The sequence below is a fragment of the Brevundimonas sp. NPDC007368 genome (assembly GCF_042869015.1).
In the GTDB taxonomy this organism is placed as follows: Bacteria; Pseudomonadota; Alphaproteobacteria; order Caulobacterales; family Caulobacteraceae; genus Brevundimonas.
On the sequence record NZ_JBIAFA010000005.1, the window covers coordinates 326,718 to 340,876 of the forward strand.

Genomic DNA, 14,159 nt, shown 5'->3' on the forward strand with positions numbered 1-14,159 from the left:
CCATGACGAACAACTCAACGCTACAGTTGCGCGCGGCCGCGTCGCCTATCGCGCTCTGTCTGGCCGCCATGCTGGCGGCCGCTCCCGCTGTCGCACAGGAACAGTCGAACGATCAGACCACCACCGTGGACGAGGTCGTGGTCACCGGCCTGCGCGCCTCGCTGGCTAGCGCCCTGAACGAGAAACGACGCTCCAACACCATCGTCGACGTCATCAACGCCGAGGACATCGCCGACTTCCCCGACGCCAACCTGGCGGAATCCCTGCAGCGCATTCCCGGGGTATCGATCGATCGCGAGAACGGCGAGGGCAACAGCATCTCGGTGCGTGGTCTGGGCGGGGACTTCACCCGCGTGCGCCTGAACGGCCTTGAAACCCTGTCGACCTCGGGCGCCAGCAACGCCGACGGCGCCCTGCGCAGGGACCGCGGCTTCGCCTTCAACACCTTCGCCTCGGAGCTGTTCAACTCGCTGAAGGTGCAGAAATCCGCCGACGCCATGACGGACGAGGGCTCGCTGGGCGCGACCGTCGACCTGATCTCGGGCCGTCCCTTCAACTTCAGCGACCGTCGCCTGGCGATGACGCTGCAGGACGCCTACTACGAGAACGGCGAGACCCATAATCCGCGCGTCGCCCTGCTCGCCTCAGACCGCTGGAGCAGCAAGATCGGCGATTTCGGCCTGCTGGCCTCGGCCGCCTACAACAAGCGCGACCAGTCGATCGACAGCTATACGCGCGGCGTCGGCTCCAGCGACTACCTCTATCGCGGCGCGACCTTCAACAACGTGGGCACGGGTTCGGCCGGCGACCATCAGGGCTTTGCCCTGCCGACCGGCACCAATCCGGCGACGGCCCTGCCGCGCGTGACCAACCCCGAGGCCCTGTCCTACCTGATCGGCTCGAACCCGGCGGCCTACGCCCTGCTGAACGGCGGCAACACCAGGGGCTCGCTGGTCCGCATCCCGGCCCTGTCCACCCTGAACCACCGCGAAGTCGAACAGGAACGCCTGGGCGTGACGCTGTCGGGCCAATGGCGGCCGACGGATCGGACCACCATCAGCTTCGACAACCTCTATTCGGAGATGACCCAGGTCTCGACCAACTACCAGATCGGCGCGGTCGGCCTGAACCGGAACAACACCAACGGCAACCGCACCCTGACGTCGCTGAGCTATCAGACCCTGCCGACGACCAGCGCGACCAACAACAGCTACCGCAACCGCCGCGGCATCTACGCCACCTGCACCAGCCAGGAGGCCAATGACTTCCGCGACGCCATCGACTGCGGCCAGAGCCTGTACGGCAACACGCCGGTCTTCACCACGGCGCCGGGCGCCAACGTCAACAACCTGCTGGCGGGAACGGGCAGCTTCAATCCGAACAACCTCGAGGTCTACGACTACTACAACCAGCCCGGTTCGGTCGGCTATGTGCCCCACGCCAACTACATGGCCATGCGCGGCGCCTTCATCGGCCGCCCGTCCGTCCGCGTGCTGGACGCCGCCCTCAGCGAGAACGGCGACAACGCCGCCTATCTGAAGCTGGCCAATGTCGACATGCGCTCCGCCGTCGACCAGGGCGGATACACCACCGAGTTCCGCCAGAACTCGATCAATCTGGAACACGAGTTCACCGACCGGTTCCGCATGTCGGCGCTGATCGGCGACTCCAAATCCACCAATGAGAACACCGGCCTGCTGGCCGACTTCATCCGCCTGGACTCAGGCCAGGGCGTCGCCGGCAACGACTACTTCATCTACGACGAGCGCGGCGGCGGCGACATGCCGTTCATGGACTTCGGCTTCGACGTGGCCGATCCGACCAAGTGGGACTTCGTCAAGGGCTACTCGGCCCTGCGTCACTACAAGACGGTCACCGAGAACGGCTATCGCACCGCCAAGGTCGACTTCGCCTGGGACTACAATGACGACTTCACCTTCCGCTTCGGCGGCGGCGTGCGCGAGTTCGACTTCTTCTACACCCGCTATGAGCGCCTGATCGGCGACACCATGAATCCCAGCCTGCTGGAGGGGGTTCGCTCGGGTCTGGCGCCGGCCACCACCGTCGGCCAGATGGGCAAGGTCGTCAGCTGGGGTCAGGGCCTGAACGTGCCCGACGGCATGCCCTCGCAATTCTTCGTGCCGAACCTGGAAGCCTTCCAGAACCGCTTCGGCTTCGACTGCAACTGCATCAACGAATGGGGCGACTGGCGCCTGTCCGACCTGCGCAACGGCGGCGTCAACACCTTCTGGGTCGACGAGAAGTCCAGCGGCCTCTACGGCCAGGTCGATTTCCGCTTCCCGGTCTTCATGGGCGACCTGCGCGGCAACACCGGCCTGCGTTACGCCAAGACCGAGGTGGATGCGCGCGGCCGCTCGCCCAGCGGACGCCCGGTCGAGAACGCCAACGAGTATGAAGACTGGCTGCCCTCGCTGAACCTGGCCTGGGAGCCGAACGACAAGCTGATCCTGCGCTTCGCCGCCGCCAAGGTCATGGCCCGCCCGCAGATGACCGCCCTGCACCCCGGCGTCACCGCCTTCAACGTGCCCGTCGGCATCGGCACGGCGCCGGCCGAGTTCGACGGCAGCAACGCCGCCATCACCCTGGGCAACACCCAGCTGAAGCCCTTCCGCGCCACCAACCTCGACTTCAACGTCGAATGGTACTTCGCCCGCGACGCCATCCTGTCCTTCGCCTACTTCTGGAAGGAGATCGAGAGCTTCCCGCAGGTGGTGCTGCGCGAGGCCAAGCTGAGCGAGCTGTTCGACGAAACCGCCATCGCCAATCTGCGCGCCACCTGGGACGGTCTGGTCGATGAAGGCTCGGCCAGCCGCCGCGCCTATCTGGACGAGGACCGCCCCTTCCAGATCCGCCAGTACAACGACGCGCCGGGCGGCACCCTGGACGGCTTCGAGATCGCCTATCAGCAGAACTTCACCTTCCTGCCGGGCCTGCTGGAATATACGGGCGTCCAGCTGAACTACACCAAGATCAACTCCGAGATGGAGTACATCCTGGACCCGGCGCGCGGCCTGACCGGCACCGCGCCCTTCCTCGGCGCCTCGCCGGAATCCTTCAACGCCACGATCTTCTACGAGGACCCGAAGTTCAGCGCCCGTGTCTCGACGGCCTATCGCGCCGCCTATCAGACCACCTATCCCCTGGCTTCGGGCGGGTGCGATCCGGGCAACTGCGACTCGCCGCTGATCAACGACTTCATCGGCAGCGACGAGACCCTGAACGTCGACGCCTCGGCCACCTACAAGCTGACCGACAACGTGACCATCACGGTGGAGGCGCTGAACCTGACCAATCAGACGGACAGCCGCTGGGCCTATCAGAACGATCCCGTCGTTCAGAACTACGCCAGCACCGGTCGCCAGTACTTCATCGGCGCCCGGTTCACCTTCTGATTTCCGATCGACAGAGCCTCCTCCCGGAAGAGCTGTCGCACTTGAAGCGCCGTGGAGACACGGCGCTTCCTTTTACCTGCTGACCAGGCCCCCCGATCCGACCAAGGAGTTATCGCCATGATGTCTCGTCCCTGGCTCGGCGCCGTCGCGGCATCGGCCTTGACCTCGGTCCTCGCCCCGGCCGCCCTCGCGGCGGAGGCCCCCGTGCCGTGGAACGCCGCCGTCCTGACCCAGGCGGCGGACTGGTACGCAACCCCCGCCGCCCGGCGTATCGCCGACAATGTCCTGACCCATCAGTCGCCAGAAGGCGGCTGGCCCAAGAACACGCCGCTGAACCTGCCCGCGCGTCCCGACGCCGATCCGGGCCTGGCCAACACCTTCGACAACCAGGCCACCACCCTGCCCCTGGCCTTCCTGGCCCGGATGACGACGGCGACGGGCGACGCCGCCTACGCCGCCGCCTTCCAGCGTGGGCTCGACTACGTCCTGGCCGCCCAGTACCCGAGCGGCGGCTGGCCTCAATATTATCCGCTGCGGGGCGGTTATCACGACCACATCACCTTCAATGACGACGCCATGGTGCGGGTTCTGACCCTGCTGCAGGATGTCGCCGCAGGCCGCCCGCCCTATGGCTTTGTTGATGCGGCGCAACGCGCGCGCGCCGCCGCCGCCGTGTCGCGCGGCGTCGACGTCATCCTGAAGACCCAGGTACGGCAGGACGGCCGCCTGACGGTCTGGTGCGCCCAGCACGACGCCGTCACCCTGGCCCCCGCCTGGGCGCGCAGGTTCGAACCGCCCTCGCTGTCCGGCAGCGAGAGCGTCGGCATCGTCCGCTTCCTAATGAGCCTTGAGCATCCCTCGCCCGAGGTTCACGCCGCCATCGAAGGCGCCCGCGCCTGGTTCGAGCGCTCGGCGATCCGCGACACCCGACTGGAGAGCTACGTCAACGCCGAGGGGCAACCGGACCGACGGCTGGTTCACGTTCCCGGCGCAGATCCGCTCTGGGCGCGCTTCTATGACCTGCAGACCAATGCGCCGATCTACATGGGCCGGGATTCGGTCGCCCACGCCGACCTGGGCGACATCGAGCGCGAACGACGCATGGGCTACACCTATGTCGGCGCCTGGCCCGCCGCCCTTCTGCGCGACCGCACGCCCTGACGAAACCGCGAAGGGCCGGCCGCCGGGCTGACAGTGGTGCGAGCGGCGGGGGTCGAACCCGCAAGACCGAAGTCGGCGGATTTTAAGTCCGCTGCGTCTACCAGTTTCGCCACGCTCGCAAGGTCACGCGCTTAAGGCCTGGCTTGTGTAGCCGCCGAACGCAGGGCGCGGAAGTCCACATCGGAATCGGCGATCAACCGAACCAGGGCGGCCCATGCGGCGACGTTCTGGGTCATCTGCGCCGGGTCGATCTTGTCCAGGGTGTCATCGGCTGTGTGGTGCAGGTCGAAGTAGCGCGTGCCGTCCTGCGCCAGGCCGAAGACCGGAACGCCCGCCCCGGCCAGCGGGCCGATGTCCACGCCGCCGTGCAGTTCCGGCTCGCTCGACGGCAGGACGCCGATGGGACGCAGCACACGCGCGGCGATCCTGGCGAAGTCGGACCCTTGCGCGCCCGGCGGCGTCTTCAGGGCGTAGATACGGTCAGCGCCGAAGTCGCTTTCGCCGGCGATGACGTGCTTCTCCACGCCCGCCGCGCCGATGTTGCGCAGATAGGCGCCGCCGCCGTTGCCGGTGTCGGTCGGCTGGGCCACCTCTTCCGATCCATACAGGACCACGCGCACGGTGCGGCCCGGACGGCCCTGCTCGGCGATCAGCTTGGCCGCGGCCAGGGTGATGGCGCCGCCCGCCGCGTCGTCGATGGCCCCGGTGCCCAGGTCCCAGCTGTCCATGTGCGAGCCCAGGACGATGATCTCGTCCGGACGCGTCGCGCCGACGATGTCGCCGATCACGTTCTGGCTGTGGGTCTGATAGGTATGGGCGGTGGATTTCAGGCGCAGCCGCACCGGCTCGCCCATCTTCACCAGCCGCGCGATCTGGTCGGCGTCAGGCGCGCTCAGCGCAAAGGCCGGCAGCGGCACCTTGCCCTCGACATAGCGGGTGGTGCCGGTGTGCGGCATGCGGTGCTCGTCCGAACCGGCCGAGCGCATGACGAAGGCCACCGCGCCGCGCTTGGCCGCTTCGGTCGGGCCCAGACCGCGAATGCGCGACAGCGAGCCGTAGCCAGAGCCATCCTGCATCCGCACCATCTGGCCGCCGTCGACGACCGCGATCTTGCCGGTCAGCGAGCCGACCGGCGCCGCCAGCAGGGCGTCCAGACCGTCGAAAAAGACCACGTCGGCTTCAATGCCGTTGGCGGGCGTGGCGATGGAATGGCCCAGGGCGGCCGCCACCAGTTTCTGCGGACGGGCGCCCAGCAGTTCGGCGCTCTCCTCGCCCCGTTCCCAGCCCACCAGAGGGAATTGTTCGATGCGGACGTTCTGGAAGCCGTGGGCGCGCATGTAGTCGGCGGCCCAGTCGGCGGCGGCCTGCTCCGAGCGCGAGCCCGCCGGGCGGGCGCCGAAGCGGGTGGTGATCTGGGTGACGTAGTCGAGGGCGATGTTGCCCTGCAGCGCCGTGTCGCGCACCTGTTCGGCGGCGCGAATGGTGGCGGCGTCCTGCGCCAGAACCGGCGTGGCGATCAGGCCGAGCGCGATCGCGCTGACGGCCATCAGACGGGCGTTGAACGACATGGAGCGCCTCCCAGACTCAAAAACGAGGCGGCGACCCTAGCGGCTGGGACCTGCGACCGAAAGCCTCAGGTCCCCGCCAAAATCACTCGCCCTTGAGGAAGGGCTCGACCGGGCCTTGCAGCTTGACGGTCAGGGCCTTGCCGCGACGGTCGACGCGATTGCCGACGGCCAGACGGACCCAGCCTTCCGAGACGCAGTATTCCTCGACGTTGGTCTTTTCCTCGCCCTTGAAGCGGATGCCCACGCCGCGCATCAGCAGGTCGGCGTCGTGGAAGGGGCTGTCGGGATCGACCGAAAGGCGGTCAGGCAGGGCGTCGGACATGGGATGGTCTCGCGAAAATCGAAGCGCGCTGAATAGCGGCGCGCGGCCGCTCTGCCAACCGCGCGTTCGCTGGCGTTCTTACTGGACCGACTGACGGGCCGGGGCCGGAGCCGCCGCCTCGCCCGCAGGGGCATAGGGACGCGGACCGGCTTCGGCCGGCGCAGCAGTCGCAGCGGCGGGACGGGCCGCCGGGCGCGGAGCCGGACGCTGGGCGGCGGGTCGCGGGGCCGGACGGCGCGCGGGTTGGGCCGCGGGTTGGGCGGCAGGCGTCGCCGCGGGCGCGGTCGTCGCCGGGGCCGCCGTCCGTGTCGGCGCAGGCGCGGCGGCCGGCGCCGCAGCGGGGGTCGTCGCGGGCGCGGCGCCCGCCGTGGCGGCGGCCGCACGGGCGGCGAACTGCTGGGCCTGGAAGCGCTTGGCCAGCTTTTCGGTCAGTTCACGGGCGCCGGCGGGCGGCATCTGGGCCATGATGGCGGCGAGGGTGCGCGGACGCATGGCGGCGGCGACCGGCAGGCGCACGCTGTCGTCCAGGGTGTTGAAGACGGCCGCCGCCTCCTTGGGCCGCATGGCGGAATAGACGGCGACCAGACGATCGGTCTCGGCCTTTTCCTTCTCGTCGACCTGACCGACCAGGACGGCGATCTCGCCCTTGAGGGCTTCCAGCGCCTGCAGCTTGGCGTCCAGCTTCTGCTCGGCGGCGACCATCAGCGGCAGGGTGGTGGCGAAGTCGGCGTCGCGGGCGTCCAGGGCGTCGCGACGCTTGGACAGGGACTGGATGATCCGCAGTTCAGCCGGCGAAATCCCCGCCTGCTGGGCCAGTTGCTCCGGCGTCAGGGCGCAGACGGCGGGCGCCGGCTTGGCGGCGGCCGCAGCCCCGCCCTCGCCCGGCGTCTCGGGGGCCACGGCTTCCTGGGCCCAGGCGGTCGCGCCCTGGAACAACTCCGGCGCCACGCCCGCCGCGCGCACGGCCACGACACCGCCGATGGCGATGGCGATCAGGGGCAGAAGGCGGGGCAGCTTGCTCATCGGTCAACTCGGTCAGGCGGTTCAGACTTTTTGCCCCTCAAACCGCCAGACGCGCGTCAGGCATAGGGGCAAGCATCATGCAGCGAAAAGATCTTCGTCCAGGCTACGACGGGCGCGGTTTAGGCTCTGTTGCGCAGCATGGTTAGCGGCCAGGGCCTGACGCACCGGGGCGAGGGCCTCGGTCTGCGCCGCAGCGGGCGCGGCGGGTCGGGCGGCGGGCGCCTTCATCACCGCGCGCGCGCCTTCGATCCGTTCCATCAGCGAGGCCATGCGGCGGGCGCGGGCGTCATCGTCCAGCAAGGGCGCGACCTGCGAGGCCGGAACCGTCAGTTCCAGCGGCGCCTCGGCCGGAACCTCGGCCTGGGCGCGCGGCGGCAGGCCGGCGGGGGCGCGGGCGATCAGCACCTCCAGCTCCTGCTTCACGGCGCGGGCCTTGATGATGCGGTCGTGCAGCAGATCGGTTTCATGGCCCGAGGCGCGCAGGGTCGCCAAGGCCTGTTCGGCGCGCCCGGCGGCCGAGTTCAGCTCGCTGACGGCGCCGGCAAAGGCCAGCTGACCGTCCCGCAGGGCCTTCAGCTTCTTCTCCAGCTTGATGCCGTAGGCGATGGCCGCGACCAGCAGCAGCATCAGGATGGAATCGAGAATGATGCCGGTCATGTCAGCCCTTCCTTCGGCTCAGGTTGGCGGCGATGTCGGGATTGATCGGTCCCTCGACCCGCACGGCGATATGCTGGCCCTTGCGGCCCATCTTGCCGGTCGTCAGCGGAATGGAACCGGCGCGGACCGACACCTCGGAATCCGGCGAGACGTTCAGCATCAGGGTGTCGCCGACCTTGAAGTCCAGCACCTGGGACAGGGGCATCTGCTGCTCGTCCAGCACGCAGCGGACCTCGGTCTCGGTGGTCCAGAGCTCGGTGGCCAGGTGACCTTCCCAGATGTTGTCGCGGCCGAACTTCTCGCCCATGAACTGCTGCAGCAGCATCTTGCGGATCGGCTCCAGCGTCGAATAGGGCAGCAGCAGCTCGACCCGACCGCCGCGATCCTCCATGTCGATGCGCAGCTTGACCAGGATGGCGGCGTTGGCCGGGCGCGCGATGGCGGCGAAGCGCGGATTGGTCTCCAGCCGGTCCAGGGTGAAATGCACCGGGGTCAGCGGCTCGAAGGCGGCGCGGGCGTCGTTCAGGATGACCTCGACCATCCGCTGCACCAGCACCCGCTCGATGGTGGTGTAGGGCCGCCCCTCGATACGCAGGGCCGCCGTGCCGCGACGCCCGCCCAGCAGGACGTCGACGATCGAATAGATCAGGTTGGAATCGACCGTCAGCAGGCCGTAGTTGTCCAGCTCCTCGGCCCGGAACACCGCCAGGATGGCCGGCAAGGGGATCGAGTTCAGATAGTCGCCGAAACGGATCGAGCTGATGGTGTCGAGGCTGACCTCGACGTTGTCCGAGGTGAAGTTGCGCAAGGACGTCGTCATCAACCGCACCAGGCGGTCGAAGACGATCTCGAGCATCGGCAGACGCTCGTAGGACACCAGGGCCGAGTTGATGATGGCGCGGATGCCGCTCCGTTCGGAGTCGTCGCCGTCGCCCATGTCGAAGCCCAGCAGGCTGTCGATCTCGTCCTGGTTCAGCACGCGCTCGGACAGGGCCGCGCCCATGTCCGCTTCGCCGCCGAAGGGATCCAGTTCGTTTTCGGCCGCCAGGGTGTCGGTCATGCCTACTGCACCAGCATTTCTTCGATCAGCACCGCGTCGACCTTGCCGGGGGCGGCGATCAGGTTGACCCGGCGCAGGATCTCGGCGCGCAGCTGATAGGATCCGGCCGAGCCGGCCAGGTCCTCGGGGCGCAGTTCGCGCAGGAAGCCCTGGAACATGTCCTGCATCCGCGGAGCCTCGCCCTGCAGGTGCGACGCCAGCTCGGCGTCCTTCATCTCCAGCGTCAGCTTCAGCTTCAGATAGGTCGGACGACCGTCCGCCGACTGAATGTTCACGATCATGTCGGGCAGGGTGTAGAAGGTCACGCCGTCAGGGCCCTCCGCGATCTTGCCTGCCGCCGGATCGGCCTCGCCGTCCTTGCCGCCGCCGTGATCGCCGCCCTTCTTCTCTTCCTTCTTGCCGTGATCGGCCTTTTTTTCCGCGCCGTGCTCCCCGGCCTCGGCCTCGGCCGGCTTGGGCTTCATCAGGAAGAAGGCCGCGGCCCCGCCGCCGCCCAGGACGACCAGGGCCGCCGGGATGATGATGAACAGCAGGGGCAGCTTCTTCTTGGCGGGCGCGCCATCGGCGCCCTCGCCGTCCGACACGGCGGGCAGGTTGGCGTCGTCGCCGCCCGGCGCCGCATCCTTCTTCTTGCCCAGCTTCAGCTTCAGCATCCGCACGTCGCCCCGATCATCACAGACTTCCTGATGAGGCGATTTTGGTTAACGAGGCGTTTACGATCGGCAAATCCTGCCGGGCGCCACAGGGGCCATTTCGGCTCAAATGCCCGCCCCGCCTGAATTAACCCTGTTGGCACGGTCGTTGCGACGAGATCGGCGAAGGAGCCGCACTCGTGGAAAACGCCGCCTACATCGGATTGTCCCGTCAGATGACGCTTCGCCGCGAGCTCGACATCGTGGCGAACAACGTCGCCAACGCCGACACCACCGGGTTCAAGGTCGAACAGCTGATGGTCGGGACCGAAGTCGGTCAGCGCGCCCGCAACGACAACATCCGCCCCTCGGCCAGCTTCGTGCTGGACAAGGGCGTGGGCCGCGACTTCGGCCAGGGCTCGATGAAGCAGACGGGCCGCGCGCTGGACTTCGCCATCGAGGGCGAAGGCGCCTTCTTCGCGGTCCAGACCGGCACGGGCCAGGCCTACACCCGCGACGGCGGCTTCACGACCAACGCCGAGGGCGTGCTGATGACCAAGCAGGGCCAGCCGGTCCTGGGCGACGGCGGCCCGATCACCCTCGACCCTGAACTCGGCCCCGTCACCGTCGGCCCCGACGGCACCATCAGCCAGCAGGGGCAGCCGGTCGGCCGCCTGAACGCCGTCCGCTTCGACGCCCTGTCGGTGCTGCAAAAGAGCGGCGACGGCCTGTACCGCAACACCTCGAACGCCCAGCCGGTCGACGCCCCGGACGTGCAGATCCGCCAGGGGATGCTGGAAGGTTCGAACGTCAACACGCTTCAGGAAATCACCAACCTGATCGAGATCAACCGCGCCTACGAACGCGTGACCAAGATGATCGAAAACGCCAACGACCTGTCACGCCGCTCGGTCGAGCGGCTGGGCCGGATCAGCTAGTTAGGACGCCCGAACGATGCGCGCTCTTCGAACCGCCACCTCCGGCATGCTGGCCCAACAGCTGAACGTCGAGGTCATCTCCAACAACATCGCCAACATGAACACGGTCGGCTTCAAGCGTCAGCGGGCCGAGTTCCAGGACCTGCTGTACCAGAACGTCGAACGCATGGGGGCCCAGTCCTCGACCCAGGGCACCGTGGTTCCGACCGGCATCCAGATCGGCGCCGGTGTGAAGGCGGGCAGCGTCTATCGCATCACCGAACAGGGCAGCCCGACCCGTACCGGAAACGACTACGACATCGCCATCGAGGGCAAGGGCTACTTCCAGATCAGCATGCCGTCCGGCGAGATCGCCTACACCCGCGCGGGCAACTTCGCCGTCAACGGCGAAGGCCAGTTGGTCACCGACGACGGCTACCCCGTCGAACCGGCCATCAACATCCCCCAGGACATGATCGACATCTCGATCTCCAAATCCGGTCAGGTCCAGGTCACGACCCAGGGCCAGGCCGCGCCGCAGGTGGTCGGACAGCTGGAGCTTGCAACCTTCTTCAACGAGGCGGGCCTGGAAGCCATCGGCGACAACCTGCTGCTGGAGACCGCCGCCTCGGGCGCCGCCACCATCGGCGCGCCGAACGAGCCCGGCTTCGGCCAGTTGCTGCACCGCTACACCGAAGCCTCGAACGTGGACGCCGTCAGCGAGATCACCGCCCTGATCGTCGCCCAGCGCGCCTATGAGATGAACTCCAAGGTCATCACCACCGCCGACGAGATGCTGTCGGTCTCGGCCCAGGTGAAGAGCTAAGTCATGAAGCGCATCCTGATCCTGACCGCCGTTCTCACCGCCTTCGCCGCTCCGGCTCTGGCCGGTCCGGTCAGCCTGCTGGCCGACCCCGTCGACGACGACGGCCGCGTCACCCTGGGCGATCTGTTCGACGACGCGGGCGCCGCCGCCGATGTCGTGGTCGGCCAGCGGCTGGGCGCCACCGCCGTCTTCGAGGCCAGCCAGATCCAGGCCGCGGCCCGCCGCGCCGGTCTGGACTGGGCTAACCCGCAGGGTCTGCGCCGCGTGGTCGTCCGCGAAGGCGGCGCCGCGCCGGCCGAGGCCTCCGCCCGTCCCGCCGCCGCCACCGTGGCCTCGCGCCCCGGCGCCACGGTCGAGGTCCTGACCTACGCCCGCAGCCTGGCCGCCGGCGACATCGTCCAGCCTGCCGACGTGGTCTGGTCCACGGTTCAGGCCCATCAGGCTCCGGCCGGCGGTCCCCAGGACGCCGATCAGGTCGTCGGCCTGTCGGCCAAGCGCGCCCTTCGCGCCGGCGCCGTCGTGACCGGCCGCGACCTGGCCTCGCCTCAGGTCATCGCCCGCAACGACATGGTCGAGGTCGCCTATATCGTAGGCGGCGTCGAGCTGACCGTCACCGGCAAGGCCACCCGCAACGCCTCGGCGGGCGAGCCCGTCCCCGTACTGAACGTCCAGTCGGGCCGCACCATCGACGCCGTGGCCGTGTCGCCGGGTCGCGCCGTCGCCGGTCCCGCCGCCCAGATAGCCCGCGCCAACCCGCAACAGTTCGCCGCCCGCTGAGAGATCCCGTCATGCGTAAAGTTCTGATCCTCGCCGCCGCCGCTTCCGCCCTTTCGCTGGGCGCCTGCTCCACCATCACGGAAACGGTGAAGGGGCCTGAACTGGCCCCCGTCGGCTACCCCGCCGCCCTGGCGCCGATCGAGCAGGCCTATCTGCCGCCGCCCACCCCTGCCTCGCCCAACAGCCTGTGGCGCACCGGCGCCCGTAGCTTCTTCGGCGATCAGCGCGCCCGCCGGGTCGGCGACATCCTGACGGTCAACATCGACATCAACGACCGCGCCCAGACCCAGAACTCGACCCAGCGCGCCCGCTCCAACAGCGCCTCGGGCGGGGTCACCAACTTCTTCGGCCTGGAGAACAGCCTGGGCCGCGCCTTCCCCGGCGGCTTCGACCCGGCCAAGATGGTCGGCACCGAGGGCGAGACCAACGCCTCGGGTTCGGGAAGCGTCAACCGCTCTGAGCGCGTCAACCTGACGGTGGCCGCCGTGGTCACCGCCGTCATGCCCAACGGCAACATGGTCATCCAGGGTCGGCAAGAAGTGCGCACCAACCGTGAGGTCCGCGAACTGACCGTCGCCGGCATCGTGCGCCCCGAGGACATCTCCTCCGCCAACACCATCGCCCACACCCAGATCGCCGAGGCGCGCATCAGCTACGGCGGCCGCGGCGACATCAGCCGGATGCAGGCGACGCCCGCGGCCCAGTCCCTGGTGGAGCGCTTCAGCCCGTTCTGACCCTTGTTCGTCGAGCGTGTTTTTCCGGTGACTCGTCGTCACGGAATCGCGCTCGCACAAGCGGAGCGGTGAACCCTTAACAAGCGACCCGCGTTTGCTCTGTCGAACGCGAGTGATTTGTAATGCTGAAGTCCCTGCTTCCCGCCGCCGCCGCCCTCGGTTTCGTCGCCCTGGCCGGTCAGGCCATGACCACCGCCCCGTCCGCTCCCGGCGAAGGCGCGGCGGGCTGGCACCTGCTGCACGAGGGGTCGATGGCCAAGCTGGCCTACGGTCTGCCGGATTCCGACCAGGTGGCCCTGATGCTGACCTGCACCCCGGGCGACCGCGCCGCCGTCGTCTATGGCGACACCCAACCGCGTAGTCCGGCCCTGACCCTCGCCGCCAACGGCCCGCAGCCGATCGACCCCCTGTCGGACGGCGAAGCCTATGAGGCCCGCCTGCCCCTTTCCGACGCGGCCCTGACCGGCCTGGCGCGCGGCGGTCGCATGGCGGTCCAGAGCGAGGCCGGCGCCCGGCAGATTCGCGCCAGCCGCACCGAACGCCGCCTGGTTCAGGGCTTCCTCAGCTATTGCGCTTCCAGCCACGCCTGATCAAAGTCCCCTAGAACCAATCAGCGGGGGCTGAACCATGACCGCCTTGCTCGGGCTGGCCCAGGCCATGTCGCTGGCTCTGACGTTGCAAGCCACGCCGTCGGCCGAGGCCTGGACCTGGACCCTCTACGCCGACAACGGCCCTCTTGTCCTGGCCAATGAGGTGCCGGACACGCCGCGCCTGCGCACCACGCTGGAATGCGCGCCCGGCTCCAGCATCGTGCGCCTGACCCTCTATGACGCCGCCCCGGCCGAAGGCATCGCCGTCGTCACCTCGGGCGCGGCTTCGGTCAACGCCGAGGCCCAGCCCCGGCGCGGCCAGTTGCAGACCATGCTGCGCGCCGATCACCCGGTCTTCGCCGCCTTCCTGGCCAACGGGAAGCTGCAGATCGCGGTCGGCGAACAATCCTCGGCGATAGAGATCGACCGGGCGAATCTGTCCAAGCTGCGCCGGTTCGCCGAACTCTGCACCGGCTGAG

At 68.5% G+C, this 14,159-nt stretch carries 14 protein-coding genes and 1 tRNA gene; 8 read left to right on the forward strand and 7 right to left on the reverse strand.

Going from position 1 to position 14,159, the window contains the following annotated elements:
* The first annotated feature begins 2 nt into the window (after positions 1-2).
* Both ACFYLW_RS12965 and pelA read left to right on the forward strand, forming a co-directional pair.
* A complete protein-coding gene (locus ACFYLW_RS12965; protein WP_312063419.1) occupies positions 3-3,413 on the forward strand; it encodes a TonB-dependent receptor domain-containing protein in 3,411 nt (1,136 codons plus the stop codon).
* 117 nt (positions 3,414-3,530) lie between these two features.
* Positions 3,531-4,574 (forward strand): pectate lyase, encoded by a 1,044-nt coding sequence (gene pelA, locus ACFYLW_RS12970; protein WP_312063420.1) that lies wholly within the window; start codon positions 3,531-3,533, stop codon positions 4,572-4,574.
* 34 nt (positions 4,575-4,608) lie between these two features.
* Here pelA and ACFYLW_RS12975 read toward each other — a convergent pair.
* From ACFYLW_RS12975 to ACFYLW_RS13005, 7 genes are all read right to left on the reverse strand, one after another.
* Positions 4,609-4,693: transfer RNA gene (locus tag ACFYLW_RS12975), tRNA-Leu, on the reverse strand.
* A 12-nt stretch (positions 4,694-4,705) separates the two neighbouring features.
* Entirely contained in the window at positions 4,706-6,142 is a 1,437-nt protein-coding gene (locus ACFYLW_RS12980) for a M28 family peptidase (protein WP_312063421.1), read from the reverse strand.
* Between the two features lie 82 nt (positions 6,143-6,224).
* Complete coding sequence (locus tag ACFYLW_RS12985; protein WP_312063422.1) at positions 6,225-6,464, reverse strand: DUF3297 family protein; 240 nt, start codon at positions 6,462-6,464, stop codon at positions 6,225-6,227.
* A gap of 78 nt (positions 6,465-6,542) precedes the next feature.
* Positions 6,543-7,487 carry a magnesium transporter MgtE N-terminal domain-containing protein gene (locus tag ACFYLW_RS12990; RefSeq protein WP_313472353.1) on the reverse strand — a complete coding sequence of 315 codons (945 nt, stop codon included), beginning with the start codon at positions 7,485-7,487 and terminating at the stop codon, positions 6,543-6,545.
* Positions 7,488-7,562: 75 nt separating this feature from the next.
* Positions 7,563-8,144: a DUF6468 domain-containing protein gene (locus ACFYLW_RS12995; protein WP_313472355.1), complete on the reverse strand. Its 582-nt coding sequence runs from the start codon at positions 8,142-8,144 to the stop codon at positions 7,563-7,565.
* Position 8,145: 1 nt separating this feature from the next.
* Positions 8,146-9,204 (reverse strand): flagellar motor switch protein FliM, encoded by a 1,059-nt coding sequence (fliM, locus tag ACFYLW_RS13000; RefSeq protein ID WP_292083545.1) that lies wholly within the window; start codon positions 9,202-9,204, stop codon positions 8,146-8,148.
* A 2-nt stretch (positions 9,205-9,206) separates the two neighbouring features.
* Positions 9,207-9,857, reverse strand: coding sequence for a flagellar basal body-associated FliL family protein (locus ACFYLW_RS13005; protein ID WP_313472356.1), 651 nt, complete (start codon positions 9,855-9,857; stop codon positions 9,207-9,209).
* A gap of 179 nt (positions 9,858-10,036) precedes the next feature.
* On the opposite strand from ACFYLW_RS13005, the gene flgF reads away from it, so the two are divergent.
* The 6 genes from flgF (at position 10,037) to ACFYLW_RS13035 (ending at position 14,158) form a co-directional block, all read left to right on the forward strand.
* Complete coding sequence (flgF, locus tag ACFYLW_RS13010) at positions 10,037-10,774, forward strand: flagellar basal-body rod protein FlgF (RefSeq protein ID WP_292083544.1); 738 nt, start codon at positions 10,037-10,039, stop codon at positions 10,772-10,774.
* Positions 10,775-10,790: 16 nt separating this feature from the next.
* Positions 10,791-11,579, forward strand: a complete 789-nt coding sequence (gene flgG, locus ACFYLW_RS13015) for a flagellar basal-body rod protein FlgG (protein ID WP_292083543.1) — start codon at positions 10,791-10,793, stop codon at positions 11,577-11,579.
* A gap of 3 nt (positions 11,580-11,582) precedes the next feature.
* A complete protein-coding gene (gene flgA / locus ACFYLW_RS13020; RefSeq protein WP_313472357.1) occupies positions 11,583-12,356 on the forward strand; it encodes a flagellar basal body P-ring formation chaperone FlgA in 774 nt (257 codons plus the stop codon).
* A gap of 11 nt (positions 12,357-12,367) precedes the next feature.
* Complete coding sequence (flgH, locus tag ACFYLW_RS13025) at positions 12,368-13,090, forward strand: flagellar basal body L-ring protein FlgH (protein ID WP_292083541.1); 723 nt, start codon at positions 12,368-12,370, stop codon at positions 13,088-13,090.
* A 122-nt stretch (positions 13,091-13,212) separates the two neighbouring features.
* Entirely contained in the window at positions 13,213-13,680 is a 468-nt protein-coding gene (locus tag ACFYLW_RS13030) for a hypothetical protein (protein ID WP_292083540.1), read from the forward strand.
* 37 nt (positions 13,681-13,717) lie between these two features.
* Positions 13,718-14,158 (forward strand): hypothetical protein, encoded by a 441-nt coding sequence (locus ACFYLW_RS13035; protein WP_312065719.1) that lies wholly within the window; start codon positions 13,718-13,720, stop codon positions 14,156-14,158.
* Position 14,159 lies beyond the last annotated feature (1 nt).